Source organism: Corynebacterium sp. Marseille-P8863, from assembly GCF_946902955.1.
Taxonomy (GTDB): Bacteria; Actinomycetota; Actinomycetes; order Mycobacteriales; family Mycobacteriaceae; genus Corynebacterium; species Corynebacterium gottingense.
On record NZ_CAMPQC010000010.1, the window covers coordinates 24,939 to 44,278 of the forward strand.

Annotated in this window: 18 protein-coding genes; 11 read left to right on the forward strand and 7 right to left on the reverse strand. The window is 68.5% G+C overall.

Features of this window, described 5'->3' with window-relative positions; genetic code table 11:
• The first annotated feature begins 2 nt into the window (after positions 1-2).
• Positions 3-281: a monovalent cation/H+ antiporter complex subunit F gene (locus OVO38_RS08585; protein WP_267208252.1), complete on the forward strand. Its 279-nt coding sequence runs from the start codon at positions 3-5 to the stop codon at positions 279-281.
• Entirely contained in the window at positions 278-679 is a 402-nt protein-coding gene (locus OVO38_RS08590) for a monovalent cation/H(+) antiporter subunit G (RefSeq protein ID WP_095554811.1), read from the forward strand. The genes OVO38_RS08585 and OVO38_RS08590 overlap by 4 nt, the downstream gene beginning before the upstream one ends.
• A gap of 30 nt (positions 680-709) precedes the next feature.
• On the opposite strand, the gene OVO38_RS08595 is transcribed toward OVO38_RS08590, so the two are convergent.
• From OVO38_RS08595 to OVO38_RS08605, 3 genes are all read right to left on the reverse strand, one after another.
• Positions 710-1,846, reverse strand: a complete 1,137-nt coding sequence (locus tag OVO38_RS08595; protein ID WP_144718570.1) for a glutamate--cysteine ligase — start codon at positions 1,844-1,846, stop codon at positions 710-712.
• A gap of 74 nt (positions 1,847-1,920) precedes the next feature.
• Positions 1,921-3,033 (reverse strand): LytR C-terminal domain-containing protein, encoded by a 1,113-nt coding sequence (locus OVO38_RS08600; RefSeq protein ID WP_267208253.1) that lies wholly within the window; start codon positions 3,031-3,033, stop codon positions 1,921-1,923.
• 86 nt (positions 3,034-3,119) lie between these two features.
• Positions 3,120-3,347, reverse strand: a complete 228-nt coding sequence (locus tag OVO38_RS08605) for a DUF3263 domain-containing protein (protein WP_233125623.1) — start codon at positions 3,345-3,347, stop codon at positions 3,120-3,122.
• A gap of 16 nt (positions 3,348-3,363) precedes the next feature.
• Between OVO38_RS08605 and OVO38_RS08610 the strand changes: the two genes are divergently transcribed.
• The 5 genes from OVO38_RS08610 to cls all read left to right on the forward strand — a co-directional run bounded on the left by OVO38_RS08610 (position 3,364) and on the right by cls (position 8,391).
• The gene (locus OVO38_RS08610) at positions 3,364-3,936 is read left to right on the forward strand and encodes a peptide deformylase (protein WP_207758789.1); all 573 of its coding nucleotides are present in this window, start codon (positions 3,364-3,366) and stop codon (positions 3,934-3,936) included.
• Positions 3,937-3,955: 19 nt separating this feature from the next.
• Positions 3,956-5,068: a hypothetical protein gene (locus tag OVO38_RS08615; protein ID WP_267208254.1), complete on the forward strand. Its 1,113-nt coding sequence runs from the start codon at positions 3,956-3,958 to the stop codon at positions 5,066-5,068.
• Positions 5,068-6,045: a GNAT family N-acetyltransferase gene (locus OVO38_RS08620; protein ID WP_267208255.1), complete on the forward strand. Its 978-nt coding sequence runs from the start codon at positions 5,068-5,070 to the stop codon at positions 6,043-6,045. Before OVO38_RS08615 ends, OVO38_RS08620 begins: the two co-directional genes overlap by 1 nt.
• A gap of 61 nt (positions 6,046-6,106) precedes the next feature.
• The gene (locus OVO38_RS08625; RefSeq protein ID WP_095275623.1) at positions 6,107-6,898 is read left to right on the forward strand and encodes an exodeoxyribonuclease III; all 792 of its coding nucleotides are present in this window, start codon (positions 6,107-6,109) and stop codon (positions 6,896-6,898) included.
• Entirely contained in the window at positions 6,895-8,391 is a 1,497-nt protein-coding gene (cls, locus tag OVO38_RS08630; RefSeq protein ID WP_095547825.1) for a cardiolipin synthase, read from the forward strand. Before OVO38_RS08625 ends, cls begins: the two co-directional genes overlap by 4 nt.
• 188 nt (positions 8,392-8,579) lie before the next feature.
• On the opposite strand, the gene OVO38_RS08635 is transcribed toward cls, so the two are convergent.
• Genes OVO38_RS08635 through OVO38_RS08645 form a run of 3 tightly spaced genes read right to left on the reverse strand, consistent with a single transcriptional unit; the run spans position 8,580 to position 10,693 of the window.
• Positions 8,580-9,308 (reverse strand): ABC transporter permease, encoded by a 729-nt coding sequence (locus OVO38_RS08635; RefSeq protein ID WP_158221688.1) that lies wholly within the window; start codon positions 9,306-9,308, stop codon positions 8,580-8,582.
• Positions 9,301-10,239: an ABC transporter ATP-binding protein gene (locus OVO38_RS08640; protein WP_239214129.1), complete on the reverse strand. Its 939-nt coding sequence runs from the start codon at positions 10,237-10,239 to the stop codon at positions 9,301-9,303. The genes OVO38_RS08635 and OVO38_RS08640 overlap by 8 nt, the downstream gene beginning before the upstream one ends.
• Positions 10,232-10,693 carry an NUDIX domain-containing protein gene (locus OVO38_RS08645; protein ID WP_267208256.1) on the reverse strand — a complete coding sequence of 154 codons (462 nt, stop codon included), beginning with the start codon at positions 10,691-10,693 and terminating at the stop codon, positions 10,232-10,234. The genes OVO38_RS08640 and OVO38_RS08645 overlap by 8 nt, the downstream gene beginning before the upstream one ends.
• Positions 10,694-10,728: 35 nt before the next feature.
• Between OVO38_RS08645 and OVO38_RS08650 the strand changes: the two genes are divergently transcribed.
• The 4 genes from OVO38_RS08650 (at position 10,729) to OVO38_RS08665 (ending at position 16,838) form a co-directional block, all read left to right on the forward strand.
• Complete coding sequence (locus tag OVO38_RS08650; protein ID WP_267208257.1) at positions 10,729-12,234, forward strand: hypothetical protein; 1,506 nt, start codon at positions 10,729-10,731, stop codon at positions 12,232-12,234.
• Positions 12,231-13,229, forward strand: a complete 999-nt coding sequence (locus tag OVO38_RS08655; protein ID WP_267208258.1) for a glutamate ABC transporter substrate-binding protein — start codon at positions 12,231-12,233, stop codon at positions 13,227-13,229. The genes OVO38_RS08650 and OVO38_RS08655 overlap by 4 nt, the downstream gene beginning before the upstream one ends.
• A complete protein-coding gene (locus tag OVO38_RS08660) occupies positions 13,226-15,649 on the forward strand; it encodes a serine/threonine protein kinase (protein ID WP_267208259.1) in 2,424 nt (807 codons plus the stop codon). The genes OVO38_RS08655 and OVO38_RS08660 overlap by 4 nt, the downstream gene beginning before the upstream one ends.
• Positions 15,650-15,878: 229 nt before the next feature.
• On the forward strand, positions 15,879-16,838 hold the full coding sequence (locus OVO38_RS08665) for an endonuclease domain-containing protein (protein ID WP_267208260.1): 960 nt from the start codon (positions 15,879-15,881) through the stop codon (positions 16,836-16,838).
• A gap of 16 nt (positions 16,839-16,854) precedes the next feature.
• Here the strand turns inward: OVO38_RS08665 and OVO38_RS08670 are convergent, their stop codons facing one another.
• On the reverse strand, positions 16,855-19,320 hold the full coding sequence (locus tag OVO38_RS08670; protein ID WP_267208261.1) for a hypothetical protein: 2,466 nt from the start codon (positions 19,318-19,320) through the stop codon (positions 16,855-16,857).
• Positions 19,321-19,340 lie beyond the last annotated feature (20 nt).

Genomic DNA, 19,340 nt, shown 5'->3' on the forward strand with positions numbered 1-19,340 from the left:
CCATGGACCCAACCCTGTACAACGTCTTCCTCTGCATCGCCGCCGTCTTCATCGCCATCGGCTTCCTGCTGCTGGCCTGGTGCGTCATCGTCGGCCCCGACTCCATGGACCGTCTGCTGGGCAACGACGCCATCACCGCCTCCCTCCAGTGCGCCCTCGCCCTCTACGTGTGCTGGACGCTGGATACCACGGTGGTCAACGTCATGATGGTCATCGCGCTGCTCGGCTTCATCGCCTCCATCTCCGTCGCCCGCTTCCGCAAGAGGGATGGTTCGCTGTGAATTGGGCAATGCTTTTCGACGCCATCTCCCTCCTCTTCATCCTCCCCGGATCCTTCATGGTGTTCTCGGCGGCGGTCGGCGCCGTCCGGTTCGGCTCCACCCTGGCCCGGGTCCACGCGATTACCAAGCCGCAGACCACCGGTCTCCTGCTCATGTTCGTGGGCACCATCATCCGGCTGGTCAGCTCCCCCAGCTTCTCCGTGCACGAGCGCGGTGACCTGGGCATCCTGGTGCTCCTGGTCCTGTTCGCGCTGATGACCAACCCGGTCACCGCGCAGCGCCTCGGCCGCGTGGCCAGGCGCGAAGGGCTCTACGGTTCCGAGGACCAGCTCACCCGCAACGACCGACCGGCCGCCTACCACCCGCGCCGCGTCAACCCGGACGCGCCCGCGGAGTAGCGCTCGCCGCTGGCAGGTCGCCGCTCTAGGCTACCGAGGCGGCTGCATCTCCTGCATCTCGTCGCAGGTCGCGTCCACCACGCGCTTCCAGTCCCCGGTTGCCTCGTAGATTTTCCGCTGTCGTTGGTAGGCCGCCCCGTCGCGCAAGATCTCGCGCACGAGCTCCAGCTCCTCCACGCAGTCAAGCTCCTCCGCGATGGGTGCGAGCTCCACGAGCATGTCGCGCAGCTCATCCTTTACCCAGCGCTCGTCGGTGTCGCGGCTGGTAATCACGAGCGCCTCCATGCCGTAGCGGGCGCCGCGCCACTTGTTTTCGGCGACGTGCCAGGGCTGCAGCGTCGGCAGCGCTTCGCCTGCGGACAGCTTCCTGTCGTAGTACACCACGAGGCAGTGCGTGAGGGCGACGATTCCGGCGAGTTCGCGGAGGTTCGAGGGGGCGTCGCTAATGCGCACCTCGATCGTGCCCCACTTGGCGGCCGGGCGGACGTCGAAGTGCATGCTTCCAGTATGGCTGATCACGCCGGAGGTCTGCTGGTCACGCATGAAGCCGACCCACTCGTCCCAGTCGCGGAACTGGTACGGCATGCCCGCGGTGGGAAGCTGCTGGTAGAGCATGGTGCGGTTTGAGGCGTAGCCGGTATCAATGCCGTCCCACCCCGGACTCGACGCGGAGATAGCCAGCAGGTGCGGGTAGTGCACCATGATCGCGTTGATGATGGGCCACACGCGGTCCTCGTGGCTGATGCCTACGTGGCAGTGCACGCCCCAGAGCAGCATTTGCTGCCCCCAATACTGCGTGCGGTTAATGATCTCCTGGTACGTCAGCTTGGGGCTGAGCGGCTGCTCGTGGAAGTCCGAGAAAGGGTGGCCGCCGCTCGCCCACAACCGGAGGCCATGCTGCTCCGCGGCGCTGCGGATCTTGCCCAGGTCGGCGCTGAGCGCACCCATCGCCTCGCGAGTATTGCGGCAGATCGGGGTGACCAGCTCGATGGTGTTTTGCAGGAACTCGCGCTCCAGCCGGGTCCCCGGGTGCTCGCGTTCCACCTGCTCAATGACCCTTTCGGCTTGCGGAACGAGGTCGCGCGTCTCGGGGTCGACGACGCAAATCTCCCACTCCACGCCCAGCGTGGGCTCCGCGGATCGAGCAAAATCGCGATAAGGATCCATGTGGTCAAGTGTAAGTCGGGGTGCCCCGAAACTTCGTCAATTTGTTTCAGGGCAATTGCTTATCGACGCCCCCGTTACCGCCCCGCGAGCACGACCGTAATCGCGTTGCGGTTCTGGATGGCCTCCGACGGCAGCTGGGTCTCCCCGTCCGGCAGGTCGTTGTTCGCACGCGGCGTGCCGCCGACGCGCTGCGCCACATCGGCCGCCACCTGGTCGGCCCCCGCCACCTGCGGGTTGTAGAACACGTACGTCTCCGGGAACACGCCGAACGTCTGCTCCGGCATATTCATCGCCGCCGGGTCCTGCGACTGGTTGGCCACGTGGTACTGGCCGCCCAGCTCGCCGGCCGTCTTGTTGGCCAGCTCCGGCACGCCCGAGTTGTTAAAGACGTAGACCTGCGCGTCCCGCGCCGTCAGGCCCGGGGTGGCCGGGTTGTTAGCGGGAGCAGCGGGCGCAGCGGGGGCGGCCTCGCCGGCATCGCCATTCGCGTTGGTGTCCGGGTTGTTGGAGTCCGGGGTGTTGGCGTCCGGGTTCTGCGCATCCGAGTTGTTGGTGTCCGGGTTCTGCGCGTCGCCGTCCTGGCCCGCGTTTTCCTGGCCCGGCACCGGTGCGGCCGCGCCGTTGTTGGCACCGTTCTCGCCCGCGCCGTTGGGCTGCGCGGCGCTGCTTGCCTGGCTGCTCTGGGTCTCTTCAGCAGTGTTGCTCGGGGAGTCATCGCCCTTGTTCAGCGCGAAGACGGCCCACAGCGCGAGCAACACGCCGACTGCAAGCAGGATCATGCCGAGGCCGCGCTTCGGGAGCCCCGCTGCCGCGGCGTCGCGCGAGTCAGCGCCGGCGTCGCGCGAACCAGCGGCGGCTGCGTCGCGCGAACCAGCTGCACCCGCACCAGCTGCGCCCGCAGCGCCGGCCGTGGCCACGGTGGATCCGCCCAGCGCCCCGCGGCGCTCTTCTTCCTCATCAACCAGCTCGGCCTCGACCGGCTCCGCCTCTACGTACTCCGCATCCTCGTACGCTGTGTCGTAGTACCTGTCGTCGGCGTAGCGGTCGTCTACGTACCTGTCGTCGGCGTAGCCGTCACCGTATTCTTCCGGCTCGTCGGCGCGCCGGTGGGCGCCACGGTAGTTGTCACGTTCGCGCGGGAACTCGTCTCGTCCGCGATGTCCATCACCAGGGTTCACAGTATTCACATGCGCCACTCTAAACCCTCAAGCCATACTTGAGGTAGAGGTGCGCGTGTGACACGCCGAGCGCTGATCGTCGTCAAGCGCAAACGCTACCCAATCTCGCGCGCCTCCCGCACCGCGCGCAGCCTCCGGACCAGCTGCGGCGCGTACGCGAGCGCCTCCGGCGACTCCAATAGCAGGTTCAACCGCTGGTAGTACCGGGTGGGATTCAGCCCGAGCTCTCGCCGGATCGCTTCCTCCTTCGCGCCCAGGCTGCGGGGCGCGTGGGCTTCGAAGTCGAGGAGTTCGCGGTCGGAATCGGAAAGCGTCGAGAGCATGCTTAATATAGTAGGCATGACGATTCGACCCATCGTGATTTACGGCGACCCTGTCCTGCACAACCCGACCCGCAAGGTGGAGCAGCCCGTGGAGGAGCTGCAGGAGCTCATCGCCGATATGCACGAGACGATGGACGCCGCGCACGGCGTCGGCCTGGCCGCCAACCAGGTAGGCGTTGACCTGCGCCTGTTTGTGTACCACTGCCCGGACGGCGACGAGATGCGCCGCGGCACCGTGATCAACCCGGTGCTGGAGACCAGCGAGATCCCCAAGACCATGCCGCGCGACGACGGCGAGGACGACGAGGGCTGCCTCTCCGTCCCGGGCGAGGGCTTCCCCACCGGCCGCGCGGACTGGGCCAAGGTCACGGGCCTGGACGAGCACGGCAACGAGATTGCAATCGAGGGAACAGGTTTCTTCGCTCGCTGTTTGCAGCACGAGGTGGGCCACCTTGACGGTAAGGTGTACACCGACGTACTGACCGGCCGCTACAAGCGCGAGGCCAAGCGCGCGATCAAGGCCAATGGTTGGACCGAGCCGGGCAACACGTGGCTGCCGGGCACCGACGAGGACCCGTTCGGCCACTAGCCCACGAGGGAAGGAACTTATGCGTACCACCGCCGCCATCGCCGCAGGCACGATTGTGCTCGCCGCAGCGCCGTTCGCATCGGCCGAGGAGCCGCTGGAGCAGTTGCTTATCGACGTCACCGCGTCCCACAACTCCCACTCCGAAACCCTCGAGGCACAGCAGGAGGACATCGACGCCGCCAAGGAATCCGGTGACGACGAAGCGCTGGTCGAGGCCCAGGACGTCTACCGCGCCACCCTCAAGGAGTGGCGCACCGACCTCATCGACGCCGCCGATGACCTGCGCGAACTGCGCGCACACGCGGAGCAGGAGGCCGAGGAGTCCGGCACGCCCCTGAGCAAGGAAGACAAGAAAGCCTTCACCGAGGCGGCAGACGCCATCAAGGAGGACCGCCAGACGGTCCGCGAGCTGCGCACCGAGGTGCTCGGCGACGATGAAGCGGTCTGCCTCCCCGGCCTCGTCGCCGGCGACACCGGTCTGGGCGGCCTGCTCGGCACGACTGCCATGGACACGGTCGAGCGCTCCGAGCAGGGCGACAAGCGCATCGCTTTCGACTGCGCGCCGGAGTCCACCCACGCCACCACCGAGGTGAAACGCGCGGAGGAGCCGACGACGGTGACGGGGTCGACGGAAGCGTCGACAAGCGCGAGCGCTGAGCCGGAAGCGACCGAAGCAACCGCAGCGACCGAGGAGCCCAACGTGCGGTACCGCGCGAACGTGCTCGCGGACAGTGACGAAGAGGACGACGAGGACGAAGACGACGAGACGACCTCGTCCTCCACCTCGAGCGAGTCGAGCACCACCAGCAGCTCCGAGACCTCATCGTCCACCAGCTCGGCGGCGGAGACGACCACGGGGACCGCGTCGAGCACGACGAGCTCCTCGAGCAGCACATCCGAGAGCACCTCGGCAACCGCGATCCTGCACAACCGCACGACGTCGGCGAGCTCCTCGACCAAGTCGTCGACCACCACGCGCACGACCAGCAGCACCCGCTCCGCCTCCACCACCACCGAGGAGGACGAGCGCGAGGGTGACCTCGCCGAGACCGGCACGCCGATGCTCAACCTGATCGTGCTGGCGCTGCTGCTCACGGCAGGCGGCCTCTTCCTCGTGCGCCGTCCGGCGTAATGTCGCGCATCTTCCGCTCCGACGAGGTGGCCGTCGGCGACCGCGTGGTCGTGCGCCAGCGCCGCGGCGAGATGGCCAGCGACGTCATCGGCCACGTCCTCAGCCTCAACCCGCTGGTCATCCGCCCGCAGGAGGTCGGCGGCTTCCCGTCGTTCAAGGACGCGGTCGAGATTCGGGACGTCCACATCATCAAAAAACTGTCGCCGCGCACCGTCCGCAACTCCGACATCCGCGCGATCGAAACCGCCACCGCGCGCGCCTTTCCGGGCCAGGAGCAGCAGCTTATCGACGGCTGGCTCGCCCGCTCCGGTGCCGAAATCGCCGAGCGATCCAACTCCGCCGCCCCCATCGGCCACTCCGCCGCCCTGCAGCCCGTCCCACTCGACGCGCTCCGCGAGTTCTACGCCGAGCGCAACATGCCGGTGCAGCTGCTGGTGCCGGAGCGCATCGGCAAACCGGCGCTGCGCCTCATCGAGGGACACCCGGACCGGTGGGAGCTTGGCGAGGAAATCCTGGTCATGACGGCGCCGTGCGAGGACGCCCCCGCCGAACCCGCGGGCGCGGACTTCCGCGTCGACGACACGCCCGACGCCGAATGGCTCGCCATGTACCACTTCCGGGGCGCCGCGCTGCCGGAAGACGCGGTGCTCGACCTGGCGTCGCACATCGAAGGCCGCATCGCCTTCGCCCGGCTCGAGCGGGGCGGGCGAACCGTCGCCGTCACCCGCGCGACGCTTACAGAGTCCGACGACGGGCGCACCTGGCTCGGCTACTCTGCCGTGGAGGTCCCCGAGGACTGCCGCCGCCAGGGCCTGGGCACCCAACTCACCCGGCAGCTGCTCGCGTGGGGCGCGCAACAGGGCGCCGAGCGCGCCTACCTGCAGACGCGCGTGAGCAACACGGCTGCGCTGGCGATGTACCACAAGCTGGGGTTCCTGGAGCACCACCGGCACCGGTACGCCCGGTCGTTGGGGTGAGTCGGGCGGGGTGGACGTGGCGTCGATAAGCACTGCCCCCGAAAACGCTAAGGTGGTGGGCATGCGAATTGCCACTTGGAACGTCAACTCGGTGCGGACGCGCGCCGATCGCATCGCCGCATTCCTCGAGCGGCAGGACGTGGACGTGCTGACCATGCAGGAGACGAAGACGGCGGACGCCAAGTTCCCCTACTCCACGTTTCAGGCGGCGGGCTACGAAGTCGCGCACGTGGGGCACAACCAGTGGAACGGGGTGGCGATCGCCTCGCGGGTCGGGCTCGAGCACGTGCGCGACCACTTCGAGCGGCAGCCCCGCTTTGCCAAGAAGGGCGAGCCGGAGCTGGAGGCGCGGGCCGTCGGCGCGGACTGCGGCGGCGTCGAGGTGTGGAGCCTGTACGTGCCGAATGGCCGCGAGATCGGCGACCCGCACTACGACTACAAGCTGCAGTTCCTCTACTCGCTGCAGGACACGGTGCGGCCCGGCGACCTGCAGGTGCTCACCGGCGACTTCAACATCGCGCCTCGCGACGAAAACGTGTGGGACATCGACTGGTTCGACGGCAAAACGCACGTCACGGAGCCGGAGCGCGCCGCGTTCCAGATGCTGGAGGAGACGGGGCTGACCCAGATCACGCACGATGACCTCTACTCGTTCTGGGACTACAAGTCAGGCCGCTTCCCGCGCAACGAGGGGATGCTCATTGACTTCCAGCTGGCCACCGCGCCGCTCGCGGCGAAGGCGACCCGCGCCTGGGTGGACGTGGACGAGCGCCGCGGCACCGGCGCCTCCGACCACGCGCCCGTGATCGTGGATTACGACACGCACGGCCTGGACATCGACCAAGTGCGATGACGTTCTCGTTCGACCTCTCGGTCTGGCAGCTCGTTGCCATGACCATTGACTACGCGATCAAGTTCGTCATGATCGGCATCGTGCCGGAGAACCGGCGCCCGGCGTCCGCGAACGCGTGGCTGCTGCTCATCCTCCTGCTGCCCATCGTCGGCCTGCCCCTCTACCTGCTGATGGGCTCGACACTGGTCTCGCGCCGCCGCCACCGCATCCAGCAGCGCGCCACCGCCGCCCTCAACGACATCTACACGCGCACGCCCGACCACCCCGCCGACGCTCGCCTGGCCCCCGACGCGGCGTCGATGATCCGGCTCAACCGCGAGCTCACCGGCTTCCCCGCCGAATACAGCCGCGTCCGCCACACCTGGACCGACTACGAACTAGTCATGCGCCGCCTCGCAACGCTTATCGACGCCGCCACCTCCTACGTCGACGTCGAAATCTACGCCGTGGCGTGGGACCAGACCACCGGCCCCGTCTTCGAGGCGATGGAGCGGGCCGTGCAGCGCGGCGTCCACGTCCGCCTCCTCTTCGACCACATCGGCTCCATGAAGTACCCGCACTTCCGGACCCTGAAGCGCCGGCTCACCGACGCTGGCATCGACTGGCACCTCATGCTGCCCCTCAACCTGCTGCGCGGCCGCTTCCGGCGCCCCGACCTGCGCAACCACCGCAAGCTCGTGGTCATCGACGGCCGCGTCGGCTTCATCGGCTCCCTCAACCTCATCGACCGCGGCTACCTCATGCCCAACCACCGCCGCGCCGGACGCCAGTGGGTGGACACCTTCATCGAGCTCGAGGGCCCCATCGTCGCCTCCATGGAGTCACTCTTCGCCGTCGACTGGTACACCGAATCCGGCGAGCTGATCGACCTCCACACCCCCGCGTCCCTCCCCAGCCCCCACGGCGAGGACGTCAACCTAGTCCAGCTCCTCCCCTCCGGCCCCGGCTACCAGACCGAGCCCAACCTGCGCAGCTTCAACTCCCTCATCCACCACGCCAACGAGCGCCTCATCCTCTGCTCCCCCTATTTCGTCCCCGACGAATCGCTGCTGGAAGCTGTGACCACCGCCTGCTACCGAGGCATCCGCGTCGACCTCCTCGTCGGCGAAAAGGCCGACCAGTTCATGGTCAACCACGCCCAATCCTCCTATTACGAGCAGCTTCTCGACGCAGGCGTGCACATCTGGGAGTTCCCCGCCCCCTACGTGCTGCACACCAAGTTCGCGCTGGCGGATCCGGGGGGTGGTTCTGGTTCTGGGGTTGGGCGGCCGGTGGCCATCGTTGGTTCCTCCAACATGGACATCCGCTCCTTCTCCCTCAACTACGAGTCCAGCCTCTTCGTCGCCGAGGGCAGCCTCCTCCGCGACCTGCACCGCCTCGCCGACACCTACCTATCCGTCTCCAGAGAACTCACCCCGGAGCGATGGAACCGCCGACCCTGGTACCGCCGCTACGTGGACAACGTGATGAAGCTGACCTCCGCGCTGCAGTAGGCGGGGCGCTCGATGACGAGAATGCGTAAAATTTCCGGTTCGCCGCCTACCCAATTCGTCGCGACCTGGGGAAACGCCGCTCCCATGCCTCGGTCCCAGGAAATCTCTCACGCCCACCCCGCAAGACCCCACCAAATAAGCCCCCGACCAGCCGCAACCGGCTGCCCAGGGGCACAAAAACCAAACCTTTACGCGTCGCGCTTGTGCAGCAGCACCACGCCGGCCACCCACGCGACGAGGGCCCAGACGACGAAGATGCCGAGGGAGACGAGCGGGTCGTCGTTCGGCGCCTTCTGGTTGAGCATGAACGCGTTGAGGTCCTTGAACGGCAGGAACCGGTCGACGTGCTCGCCGATCTTGGGGATGACGGGCAGGACTCGCTCCACAAGCAGCATCATGAGCAGCCCGGCGCAGACCGTGACTGCAGTGTTGCGGAGCAGCCAGCCGACGCCTTGGACGAGGACGGCGAGGAGTGCCTCGCCAAGCGGGACAGCCCACAGCGCCCGGTGCACGAACGAGTTGCTGGCCCAGCCGACCGGGTTGTTGTCCACCAGGTCCGCCACCGCGAAGCCGAGGACGAGGCTCACCAACGACACCACGGCGACGAGCACCGCGCCAAGAATCAGCTTGGCCAGGGCGAGCTGCCAGCGCTTCGGCGCGACCCGGAAGTTGGTGGCGGCCATGCCGAACCGGTATTCCGTGGTCACCATCATTGAGGTCTGCACCAGCGTGTACATGGAGAGTACGACGGTGATGACGGCTGCCGTCGTCAATGGCTTCGGGAACGACATCGTGTTGTAGATCCAGCCGGTGAGCGCGGCGTTGAGCAGCGAGAGCACGAGCGCCACGATCGTGCACGCGTAGAACGACGCGGTGGTGCGCAGCTTGGTCCATTCGGCGTTGATCAGATTAAGCACGATTTCCCTCCGGTGCGACGTATTGGGCCTTGTCCATGGTCGAGTGCATGTACGCGTCCTCCAGCGAGGCGCGGCGCTCAGTCAGCTCCGCCAGCTGCACGCCCGCCTCGTGGGCGATGCGGCCGACCTCGTCGCTGGTCAGGTCGGGGATTTCCAGCACTTCGCGCTGCGCACTATCCGCGCCACGCTGCACCCGCGCACCGGCCTGGCCGATTGCGGCGCTCAGGCCCTTCATGTCCGCGACGGTGGCGGTGCGCACGACGGTGGTGACGTTGGAGTTCGACGCGATGAACTCGTGCACCGACGTGTCCGCCACCAGCCGGCCGCGGCCGATGACCACCAGGTTGTCGGCGGTCTGCGCCATTTCGGACAGGATGTGCGAGGACACGAGGATGGTGCGCCCCTCGTCGGCAAGCCGGCGCAGCAGGCTGCGGACCCAGCGGATGCCTTCGGGGTCGAGGCCGTTGACCGGCTCGTCAAGGATGAGGTACTCGGGGTCGCCCAGCAGTGCGGCCGCGATGCCCAGGCGCTGGCCCATGCCGAGCGAGAAGCCGCGGACCTTCTTGTCCGCCACGTCGGTCAGGCCGACCAGTCCGAGGACCTCGTCGACGCGCTGCTTCGACAGCCCCGCCGCCTGCGCCTGCCAGAACAGCGCGTTGCGCGCCGAGCGGTTCGGGTGGATGCCCTTCGCGTCCAGCAAAGCGCCCACGCGGTGGGTGGGGTTGGGGAGGTGCTGGTACAACGTGTCGTCGATAAGCGCACTGCCCGCGGTCGGCGTGTCCAGGCCGAGGATCATCCGCATCGTCGTCGACTTGCCCGATCCGTTTGGGCCGAGAAAGCCGGTGACCACGCCAGGTTTGACGGTGAAGGTGAGGTCATCGACGGCCCGGACCGGACCGTAATGCTTGGTCAGTCCCTGTACTTTAATCATGCGGTTCAGTATGCCCGATAAGGTGATCCAGCGCGGCAGCGAACCCCGGATGGAGGGGCAGCTCGCGGAGCGCGCCCAGCGGAACCCAGCGCAGCTCCTCGCTCTCCTCGTTCGCCGTGACCGGCAGCTGGGCGCCGTCGTCGGTGCGCGCGATGACGGTGGTGTACGCCCAGCCGGGGACCTCAAACGTGATCACTTCCTCGAGCGGGCGCACGCGGTCCGGGTCGATGCCGCACTCCTCCACCGTTTCGCGCAGCGCGGCCTCGCTGGCGGTTTCGTGCGAATCGCGCGCGCCGCCGGGGATGCCCCACGTGTCGCCCTGCGCGGTCCATGCGGCGCGGTGCTGCATCAGGATTGCGTCGCCTGCCTGTAGGAAGAGGCCAGCCGCCCCGAATTTGCCCCAGTACTTTTCACCGTGGGGTCCGATGACCCATCCGTTTCCGTCGCCAAGCATGCCCCCACTGTAGACAGACACGTTATTCTTGGGGAATGAGCCACAACGTGCAGCTGCCCGGCACGGCCCAGGAGGGGGCCGCGCCGACGTCTGATGACGCGTGGCTGGACGAGCTCGAGCGCGTCCCCACCCGCCGCACGTTCGGCGCGATCGTGCGCGACTACGCCACGGGCCCGGCGCGCATGGCCCGGCGCGGCGCGAGCTTCCTCGCCACCACGCCCGGCAAGCTCATCGCGATGATGCTGGTGCTCACGCTCGCCCTGCTGGCGGCGGGCGCGGCGATGAGTAGCTCCATGTCCAAGCGGCAGGACTCGCTGGACACCCTGGTCACGGCCACGGAGCCGATGAGTAACTCGGCGCACCTGCTGTTCACCTCGCTGTCGCAGGCAGACACCGTCGCCACCACCGGCTTTGTCCAGCCGGGCATGCTCACGCAGGAGGAAATGGACCTGTACCTGGGCTCGCTGGACCGCGCGGTCTCCGCCTCCAACGACGTCTTCCGCGGCTCGGTGGAGACGGAGAACGGGCAGGACGGCGCGGAGATCGAGCGCCTGGTCACCTCCATCCAGCGCCAGATCCCCATCTACTCCGCGCTCATGGAGCGCGCCCTGGTGAACCAGCGGATGGGCAACCCGGTGGGCGTCGCGTACATGTCCGAGGCCTCCGGCATCATGCGCGAGCACATGCTTAGCGACGCCGACCGCCTCTACAAACTCACACAACGCCAGGTCGCCCGCGAGATGGCCCGGCTGTCCGCGCCCCAGCTCGTGCCGTTGTCGGGGCTCTTCGCCGCCCTGTTCTTCCTGCTCCTGGCGCAGTGGTGGCTGTGGCGCACGTTCCGGCGCCGCCTCAACCGCGGCTTCCTCGTCGCCACCGCGTCCATGGTGGTGGCGATCCTGTGGGTGGTCGTGTCCAACCTGCAGCTGTGGCAGGCGGGCGTGGTCGGCTTCGCGCGGGCGGCAGAGCCGTGGGAGCAGCTGACGGCCGCGCGTATCGACGCCCAAGAGGCCCGCACCGACGAAACGTTCGCGCTGCTGCGGCGGCAGTCCGTGGCACAGTCCTCGCGCTCCTTTGATTCGACGCACCAGCGGGTGAAGGACGCGCTCGGCGCCGCGGAGAACGCGCTGGACGCGCGCGACACGCCCGCGCTGCGCAACGCGCGGGGCGTGGAAGCGCAGGACGGCCAGGTCCCGGCCGAAGAGACGATCGCCTCCGCCCACGAGTCCCTCAACGAGTGGTCCTCCAACCACGACGCCCTCCTCGCCGCTATTGACGCCGGGCAGTACCAAGAGGCCGTGGTCCTCCTCACCGGCACGGAGCCGGGGGCCGAGAAGGCCGGCGACGTCGGCGCGTCGGCGTACCGCGAACTGGACGCGGACCTACAGGACCTGATCACGCTGTCGCGCGTGTCCACGCGCGAGTACATCACCGCCTCCCTCGACGCGACCCGTCTGGTCTCGGGCGCGGTCGCGCTCCTGTCGCTGCTCGCGGTGGTGTGCATCTGGATTGGTATCCGCCGCAGGATCGGAGAATTCCTGTGAACACTTCCCGCCGCGTCACCGCCGCCGCCACCGCCGCCGCGCTCGCCCTGTCCGCTTGCGCCCCCGCGCCCAAGCCCTCCCCGACCCCGCCGAGCGACCCGGAGCCCACGTACGAGGGCCTCCCGCTGCCGCCGGGCGCGATCCTGGACCCGCCCGGGATCGCACCGGAGGGCGAGTTCGCCACCGCGGACTTCGACTGGCAGGGCTCGCTGCGTCCCCACGACGAGGAGGACGGCATCGGCGGCTCGCTGGAGCAGATCCGCAACCGCGACCGCCTCATCGTGGGCATTGACCAATCGCAGTACCTGTTGTCCTACCGCGATACGTCGGCAGGCGACTTGCGAGGCTTCGAGGTCGACCTCGCCCGCGAGATCGCGGCCGACATCCTCGGCGACCCGGAGAAAGTCGACTTCCGCTTCGTGGAGTCCGCCTCGCGCTCGAAGATGCTGCAGTCCGGTGCGGTGGACGTGGTGATCCGCACCATGTCCCTCACCAAGGAACGCACGCAAAAGGTTTCCTTCTCCACCCCGTACATGATCTCGTACGTGCGCCTGCTCGCCCCGCGCGACCGCGGCATCGAGAGCCTGGATGACCTCGCGGGCATGCGCGTCTGCATTGTCGACGGCACCAATCTGCTCAACCTCGCGCGCACCGTCGCCCCGGAGTCCGAGGTCCTGCGCACCCGATCGTGGTCGGACTGCCTCATGGCCACCCAGCAGTTCCAGGCGGACGCAGTGCTTGCCGACGATGCCATCCTCGCCGGCATGGCCGCTCAGGACCCCCACGCCGAGATCGTCTCGGAGTCGCTGGCCCGGCAGCTCTACGCCGTCGGCGTGCAGAAGGGCCACGACGACCTGGTCCGGGCCGTGAACCACACTATCGAGCGCATCCGCGCCAACGGCACGTGGTCGGCGATGCACCACCGCTGGCTCGGCGGCTCGCTGGCCGAGCCCACCCCGCCGCCCCTGATGTACCGCGAAGAGGAGGAGCAGTGAGCGACCCGACCCCCAAACGCGACCCCGAGGACGCCCCGCCGACCGACGCCGGCCCTGCGACCGAAGCCGTCGCCTTCGACCCATTCGCCGACGACACCGACCCCGGCACCGAGGCCGTGGCGTTCGACCCGTTCGCCGACGATGACGAGGACGAAGACGAGGCAGACTTCTCCGGGCTCGGCGAGATGGCCGGCCTGCTCAAAGACCTCGACGACCTGCGCAAAGGATCGGTGAAGGAGGAGACCTCGTCGCGCTCGCGCAAGCTGGCGCTGGACACATTCCGCGAGCTGCGCGGCACCCGGCGCGACGACCGCACCGTCGCTGACGGCATGGTGAAGCTGCCCTGGGTCGAGCCGACCGAACCGCAGAAGGCGCTCAAAGACCCGCGCACCGCGGAGGTGGAGAAGGGCATCCCCGCCCCGGCCCTGCACCCGGGCGACATCGTCGCCGGCCAGTACGAGATCATGGGCGTGATTGCCCACGGCGGCATGGGCTGGATCTACCTGGCCCAAGACCACAACGTGGCGGAGCGGGTGGTCGTGCTGAAGGGGCTGCACTCGTCGAAAAGCGCTGATGAGGCGGCGGCCGCCGAGGCCGAACGCGAGTTCCTGGCGGACATCACGCACCCGGGGATTGTGAAGATCTTCAACTTCATCGACGACCCCCGCGTGACCAGCGGCTTCATCGTGATGGAGTACGTGGGTGGGCCGTCGCTGCGCACGCGCTGCAACGAGCAGCCCGACCACAAGCTGCCGCCCGACGTGGCGATCGGCTACATGCTCGAGGTGCTGCCGGCGCTGGGGTACCTGCACTCGCGCGGCGTGGTGTACAACGACCTGAAGCCGGACAACATCATCGTCACGGAGGACCAGGTCAAGCTCATCGACCTGGGCGCGGTCTCCGGCATCGGCGCCTACGGTTTTATCTACGGTACGCGCGGCTTCCAGGCGCCCGAGGTGGCCTCGGAGGGGCCGTCCGTCCACTCCGACATCTACACCATCGGGCGCACGCTCGCCGCGCTGGTTGTGGAGTTGCCGCAGGTCGACGGCGTGTACAAGCGCCACATCCCCACCCCCACCGAGGAGCCGTTGTTCCGCCGCTACATCTCGCTCTACCGCGTGATCATGCGCTGCTGCGAGCCCGAGCCGGCGAAGCGCTACAGCTCCGTCCAAGAGCTGCAGGCGCAGTTGCTCGGCGTGCTGCGCGAGATCCTGGCAATTCGCGACGGCCGCACCTTCCCCGCCCAGCAATCCCAGTTCTCGCCGCAACGTACCACCTTCGGCACGAAGCACCTGGTCTTCCGCACCGACCAGCTCATCGACGGCATCACCCGCACCGTCGAAATCACGCCCCAGGAAGTCGTCTCCGCGCTGCCCACCCCGCTGATCAACCGCGACGACGTCGGCGCCGGCATGCTCCAGGGCTCCTCCTACACCGAGCCGCAGGAAACCCTGGAAACGCTGCGCCAGGCGATGCAGACGGACCAGTACCAGCAGTCGCTGGAAATCCCGTTCGGCGTCGTCCGCTCCATGCTGGACCTCGGCCTGACCCAGCAGGCCCAAACGTGGCTGGCCAGCATGAGCTCCCGCCTCGCCGGCAACTGGCGTTTCTACTGGTACTTCGGCGTGGTCAACACCCTGCTCGGCGACTACGCCGCAGCCCAGCGCGACTTCGCCCGCGTCCTCGCCTTCCTCCCTGGCGAGGCCGCCCCCAAGCTCGCCATCGCCGCCGTCAACGAGCTCATGCTCCAACACCTCGGCCTCCACGAGGAGCCATTGCTTAACGACGCCCTCGCGCGCGCCTCCGCCGGCCTCCGCTCCAAACTCGACGACGTGGACCAATCCTTCTTCGAGGACCTCCACGACCGCGGCCTCCTGGACCGGGAGTGGGGCCTGATCACCAACGACCCCGCCATGCTGCGCTTCCACTCCATGCGCCTCTACGCCCTGGTCTGGGTGACCAACCCCACCACGGTGTCCTCCGCCTTCGGCCTAGCCCGCCAGCTCATGAACGAGGGCGAGGTCGAACTCGCCGTCGCCGCCCTGGACAAGGTGCCCAACTCGTCGCGCCACAACCGGATGGCCCAGCTCACCGCCATCCTCTGCCTCGTCTCCCGCGACCTGACCGAGTCCCGCATCCGCCGCGCCGCCCGCCGCCTGGACCAGATCCCCAACACCGAGCCGCGCTTCCTGCAGATCAAGGTGTTTGTCCTCCGCGCCGCGCTGACCTACCTCCGCGCCAACAACCTGCGCCGCGCCGACTCCACGATGCCGCTCTTCGAGTACACGTTCAGCCTCCGCGGACTCCGCCGCGGCCTGGCGATCACGCTGCGGGAACAGGCCCGCGTCGCCCCGTACGCCAGGCACCGGTTCGCCCTGGTGGACATGGCCAACAAGGTCCGGCCCGCGACCTGGTTCTAGGCGGGGCCGGGTGCGGGCGGACGAGCGGGCGGGGGCCGGGTGCCCCTCTTCCTTGCTACTTGACGAGATCAGGGTGACGAGGGTACGAGAGTTTCGTCGCATCCTCGTCATCGTGATTTCGTCATCTAGGCCGCAGCTCGCACGTTTCCACACCACGCCGGCCGGCGGCTGCTACATTGGCAGCTAGTGGCGATCGGGGGGATCGCGCCAACAGATCGGGGGAACACCAATGGATAAACGTGCGCTCATCGGCCATCTCATCCGGCCTGGAAGTGCAGACGAGCTCGCCTGCACGAAGCTGTCCGCAACCAAGTTCATCGCCACATCGGTGTGGCAGCAGCTCAAGCCCCACGAGCAGGAGTTTCTCCGCACGTACGCGGTTGGCGCGGCGGCGCAGACGGCCGTGCTGGTGGGGCGCTCAGCCGCCGTGGTGAGCGGCATCTGGGTCCTGCCCGACCGGCACGCGCCGGTCACGTTGTCCTACCCGGAGCAGGCGGTGCCGGGGAAGGCGTCGTGGCCGAAAAGGGTGCAGTATCGGCGCCTGCGCATCCCGGAGGCGGACCGCTACGCCTTCACCCTGGAGCGCGACACCGTCCAGGTCACCACAGCGGCGCGCACGGCGGTGGACATCGCGCGGTTGTACGGGGTCCGGCACGGGGTGGTGGCGATGGATTCCCTCTTCTACCAGGTGGAACGCAAGGACCACCACCGGGTGTTGGCGGAGTTGGAGGAGGTGGTGGACAGGCTCGTCGGTAAGCAAGGCATCGCCCACGCGCGCAAGGCCCTGGCCTGGTGCTCGAGGAAGTCGCAGTCGCCGTACGAGTCGCTGCTGCGGGTGGTGCTGCGCGAGCGCGGGATCGAGGTGGCGGAGCAAATGTGGATTGGGCAGTTCGTGCGGCCGGACCTGCTGTGGGGACAGCTGATCATCGAGGTCGACGGCGACGCAAAGTTCGCGGCGAACGGCCAGGTCGCGGCGCTCGAGCAGCTCGAGCGCGAGAACTGGCTCCGGCTGCAGCACTACGAGGTCGTGCGCGTGACTCCGCGCGAGCTGCTGCGCGATGAGGCAGGCGTCGTGCAGCAGATCCTGGAGCTCAAGGAGCATTCGTCGCTTCTCGACGCCCCACTCACCCCCGCCACCTCGTCCCGGCCCCAAGCGGGCGTGGACTGGCGGCGGCGCAAGGCGGGGTAGGCGCTACAGCCGACCGCTACAGCAGCCCGGCCTGCGCCGCGACGCCCGCGCCAATCCCCAGCGCCGCGAGCAGCGCAAGGACCACGGCGATCGCGATGCCGGTCGAGCTCGAACCGCCCGCAGGCGAAGCAGTAGCCGCCGGAGCCGGCTCAACAGGTGACGCAGGCTCAACAGGCGACGCGGGCGCCAGGTCGGTGACGCCCGGCGCGCGGGTCGGGGTGGGCAGGGCGGAGTTGGGGCGCGTCGGCACGGGCGTCGCGGTCGACGCGCCCGAGCCAGAGCCAGCACCCGAGCCCGAGCCGGGCCCGAGGAGCGCGGCTTGCGCGTCGGCGAGCAGTGGGGACCGGGTGCGCTGGAGTTCGTCGATAAGCGACTGCATCTGCGCCTTCGTGTAGGTGAGCACGGAAAAGTCCTGGGTCTCGTCGGCGACGAGGCGGCCGTCCTCGTTGTAGACGCGGAACTGGATGGGCATGGTGGCGTCGCGGTAGCCGGCGGTCTGGGCGATGGGGACGGTGACGGTGCGCTTGGAGTCGCTCGACAGGGCGGAGGCGACCTGCACGGTGTCGGACCACTCGCCGCCCGGGTAGGACGCCTGCACGCGGAAGCGGTGCGGCGCACTGCCCAGGTTGGACAGCTCGACGCGCACGGTGGAGTCGCTGCGGTTGGTCACGATGACGTTGGGCGCGTCCGGGTCGTTGAGCACGCGGAAGCCGGCCTTGCCGTTGTTTTGCTCGGCGGCGTGCTTCTCCAGGTCGCGCACGGTCACGTCGGCGCGGTGCGACGTCTCTTCCCCACCCGCCGTGCTCGTGCCGGCGGTGCCTTGGGCGGTGCCGATACGCCCGTTGACCAGCTCGATGTGGTCCCAGTCCGGCGCGATGTCGTAGTCGCCGTCGTAGCAGGTCACGGAGCCGTCGGTGCAGGCGCGCGGCAGCGGCGCGGCGGCGTCGGGGCGCGCCTCGGTGTCCGAGTAGTCGAAGTAGGCGAACTGGTAGAGGTAGTTCATCACGGACCTGTAGTTGGGCACGTAGTCCGAATCCGGGTGCGCCACGTTGTACGCGCCCGAGTGCGTGAGCCCCAGGTTATGGCCGTATTCGTGCAGGATGCTGTTGCGCAGCTGCTCCTGCGACGTCATCAGCTCGTTTTTGGACACGAAGAACGCGCCGTCGCGCACCAGCCCGGTCCCGGAGGAGAGGTCACCGGGCGCCTGCTGCCCGCCGATCACGCCGACTCGGAACACGCCCGCGCGGTCCCCCAGCAGCCGGTCGCGTTCGGCCAGGAGTTTCGCCGCGTAGGGCATGCTTGTCGACGCCCCTCCGAAGTAGTACTCCGCGTAGTCCTCAGTGGGGCCACCGTGAAAGTCGGTGTAGGCGGGGATGTTGGTGTAGTAGGCGCCGGCGTCGATAAGCAAATTGATGCCCTGGCGGTCAAACACCTCGACGAGCTGGTTCAGGGTGGCTCGCGAAGGCCGGTAGGTGTTCGTGTTCGCGCGCGAGCAGGCGGTGAAGGCGGCGAAGTCGGCCGGTGTGGGCGCGTAAGCGCGGCGGGTGGCGCAGCCCAGCGTCTCCCACTCGGACTTCATCCAGTTGAGCTGGAGGAGCAGGTCGGGCCGGTTGGGGTCCAGGCCCCACGCGTTGAGGGGGAACTCGGTGCCGTCGGCGGTGGTGAAGCCCTGCGCCTCGAAGACGTCGGGGAAGCCGTCGCCGTCCGTGTCGTTGAGGCGGTCGTCCGCGGTGCCGGTGAGCGTGGCGCGGGCATGCAGCGACTCGCCGGGGGCGACGGTGCCGGCGAAGCGGCCGGCCTGGTAGCGGGCGTCCGTGCTTTCCGGGCCTTCCGTGCCTTCCGGGCTTCCCGGACCCGCGAGGGCCGCGAGCGCGGCATCACGGTCGGCGCCGGTGCCGATACGCTGCGACCCCGCCAAATCCAGGCGCAGCTGGTAAGCCTCACCGATGTGCAGGTCGAGCGCGTCGCCGTCGCGGTCGGCGGTGACGGCGAAGTCGCTGTCCAGGGTGCCGTGGGCGAGGTCCACGCTCAGCTCGCGCGGGTCCTGCGCCAGGTTGCGCAGCTGCACATCCACCTCCACCGAGTCCGCCGAGACGCGGAAGGTGCGCACCATCTCCACCTGGGCGCGGTCGTCGCGGTGGGTGAGCGTGACGGTCTCGGCAGCTCCACCCGTGCCACCGGCGCCTTCGGTGACCTCGGTGTCGTCGCCGGCGTACGAGACCTGGGTGCCGGCGGCGGTGGCGTCGATAGACAGCGCGTCCTGCAGCACGTGCACCGTTTGGTTGGGGTGGTTGAAGGTAAGCCAGGACACGCGCCCCTTATTCACGTCCACGGTGTGGAACCCGCTCGGCGCGCCCGTGGTGAGCTGGACGGCAAACCGGCTCTGCGTGATGTCCGCGGCTGCCGGGCCGGGGGTGCCGGCGCATGCGAGCGCGACGGCGGTCAGCGCGGCGACGGCGGCGCGGGCGGGCCTGAGGCGCATCGGTTCCCCTTTCTGTGCGG

Coding starts and splice junctions, on each gene's coding strand:
- OVO38_RS08585 (WP_267208252.1), top strand. CDS start 3: ATGGACCCAACCCTGTACAACGTCTTCCTCTGCATCGCCGCCGTCTTC.
- OVO38_RS08595 (WP_144718570.1), bottom strand. CDS start 1,846: ATGGATCCTTATCGCGATTTTGCTCGATCCGCGGAGCCCACGCTGGGC.
- OVO38_RS08605 (WP_233125623.1), bottom strand. CDS start 3,347: ATGCTCTCGACGCTTTCCGATTCCGACCGCGAACTCCTCGACTTCGAA.
- OVO38_RS08610 (WP_207758789.1), top strand. CDS start 3,364: ATGACGATTCGACCCATCGTGATTTACGGCGACCCTGTCCTGCACAAC.
- OVO38_RS08615 (WP_267208254.1), top strand. CDS start 3,956: ATGCGTACCACCGCCGCCATCGCCGCAGGCACGATTGTGCTCGCCGCA.
- OVO38_RS08620 (WP_267208255.1), top strand. CDS start 5,068: ATGTCGCGCATCTTCCGCTCCGACGAGGTGGCCGTCGGCGACCGCGTG.
- OVO38_RS08625 (WP_095275623.1), top strand. CDS start 6,107: ATGCGAATTGCCACTTGGAACGTCAACTCGGTGCGGACGCGCGCCGAT.
- cls (WP_095547825.1), top strand. CDS start 6,895: ATGACGTTCTCGTTCGACCTCTCGGTCTGGCAGCTCGTTGCCATGACC.
- OVO38_RS08640 (WP_239214129.1), bottom strand. CDS start 10,239: ATGATTAAAGTACAGGGACTGACCAAGCATTACGGTCCGGTCCGGGCC.
- OVO38_RS08645 (WP_267208256.1), bottom strand. CDS start 10,693: ATGCTTGGCGACGGAAACGGATGGGTCATCGGACCCCACGGTGAAAAG.
- OVO38_RS08650 (WP_267208257.1), top strand. CDS start 10,729: ATGAGCCACAACGTGCAGCTGCCCGGCACGGCCCAGGAGGGGGCCGCG.
- OVO38_RS08665 (WP_267208260.1), top strand. CDS start 15,879: ATGGATAAACGTGCGCTCATCGGCCATCTCATCCGGCCTGGAAGTGCA.
- OVO38_RS08670 (WP_267208261.1), bottom strand. CDS start 19,320: ATGCGCCTCAGGCCCGCCCGCGCCGCCGTCGCCGCGCTGACCGCCGTC.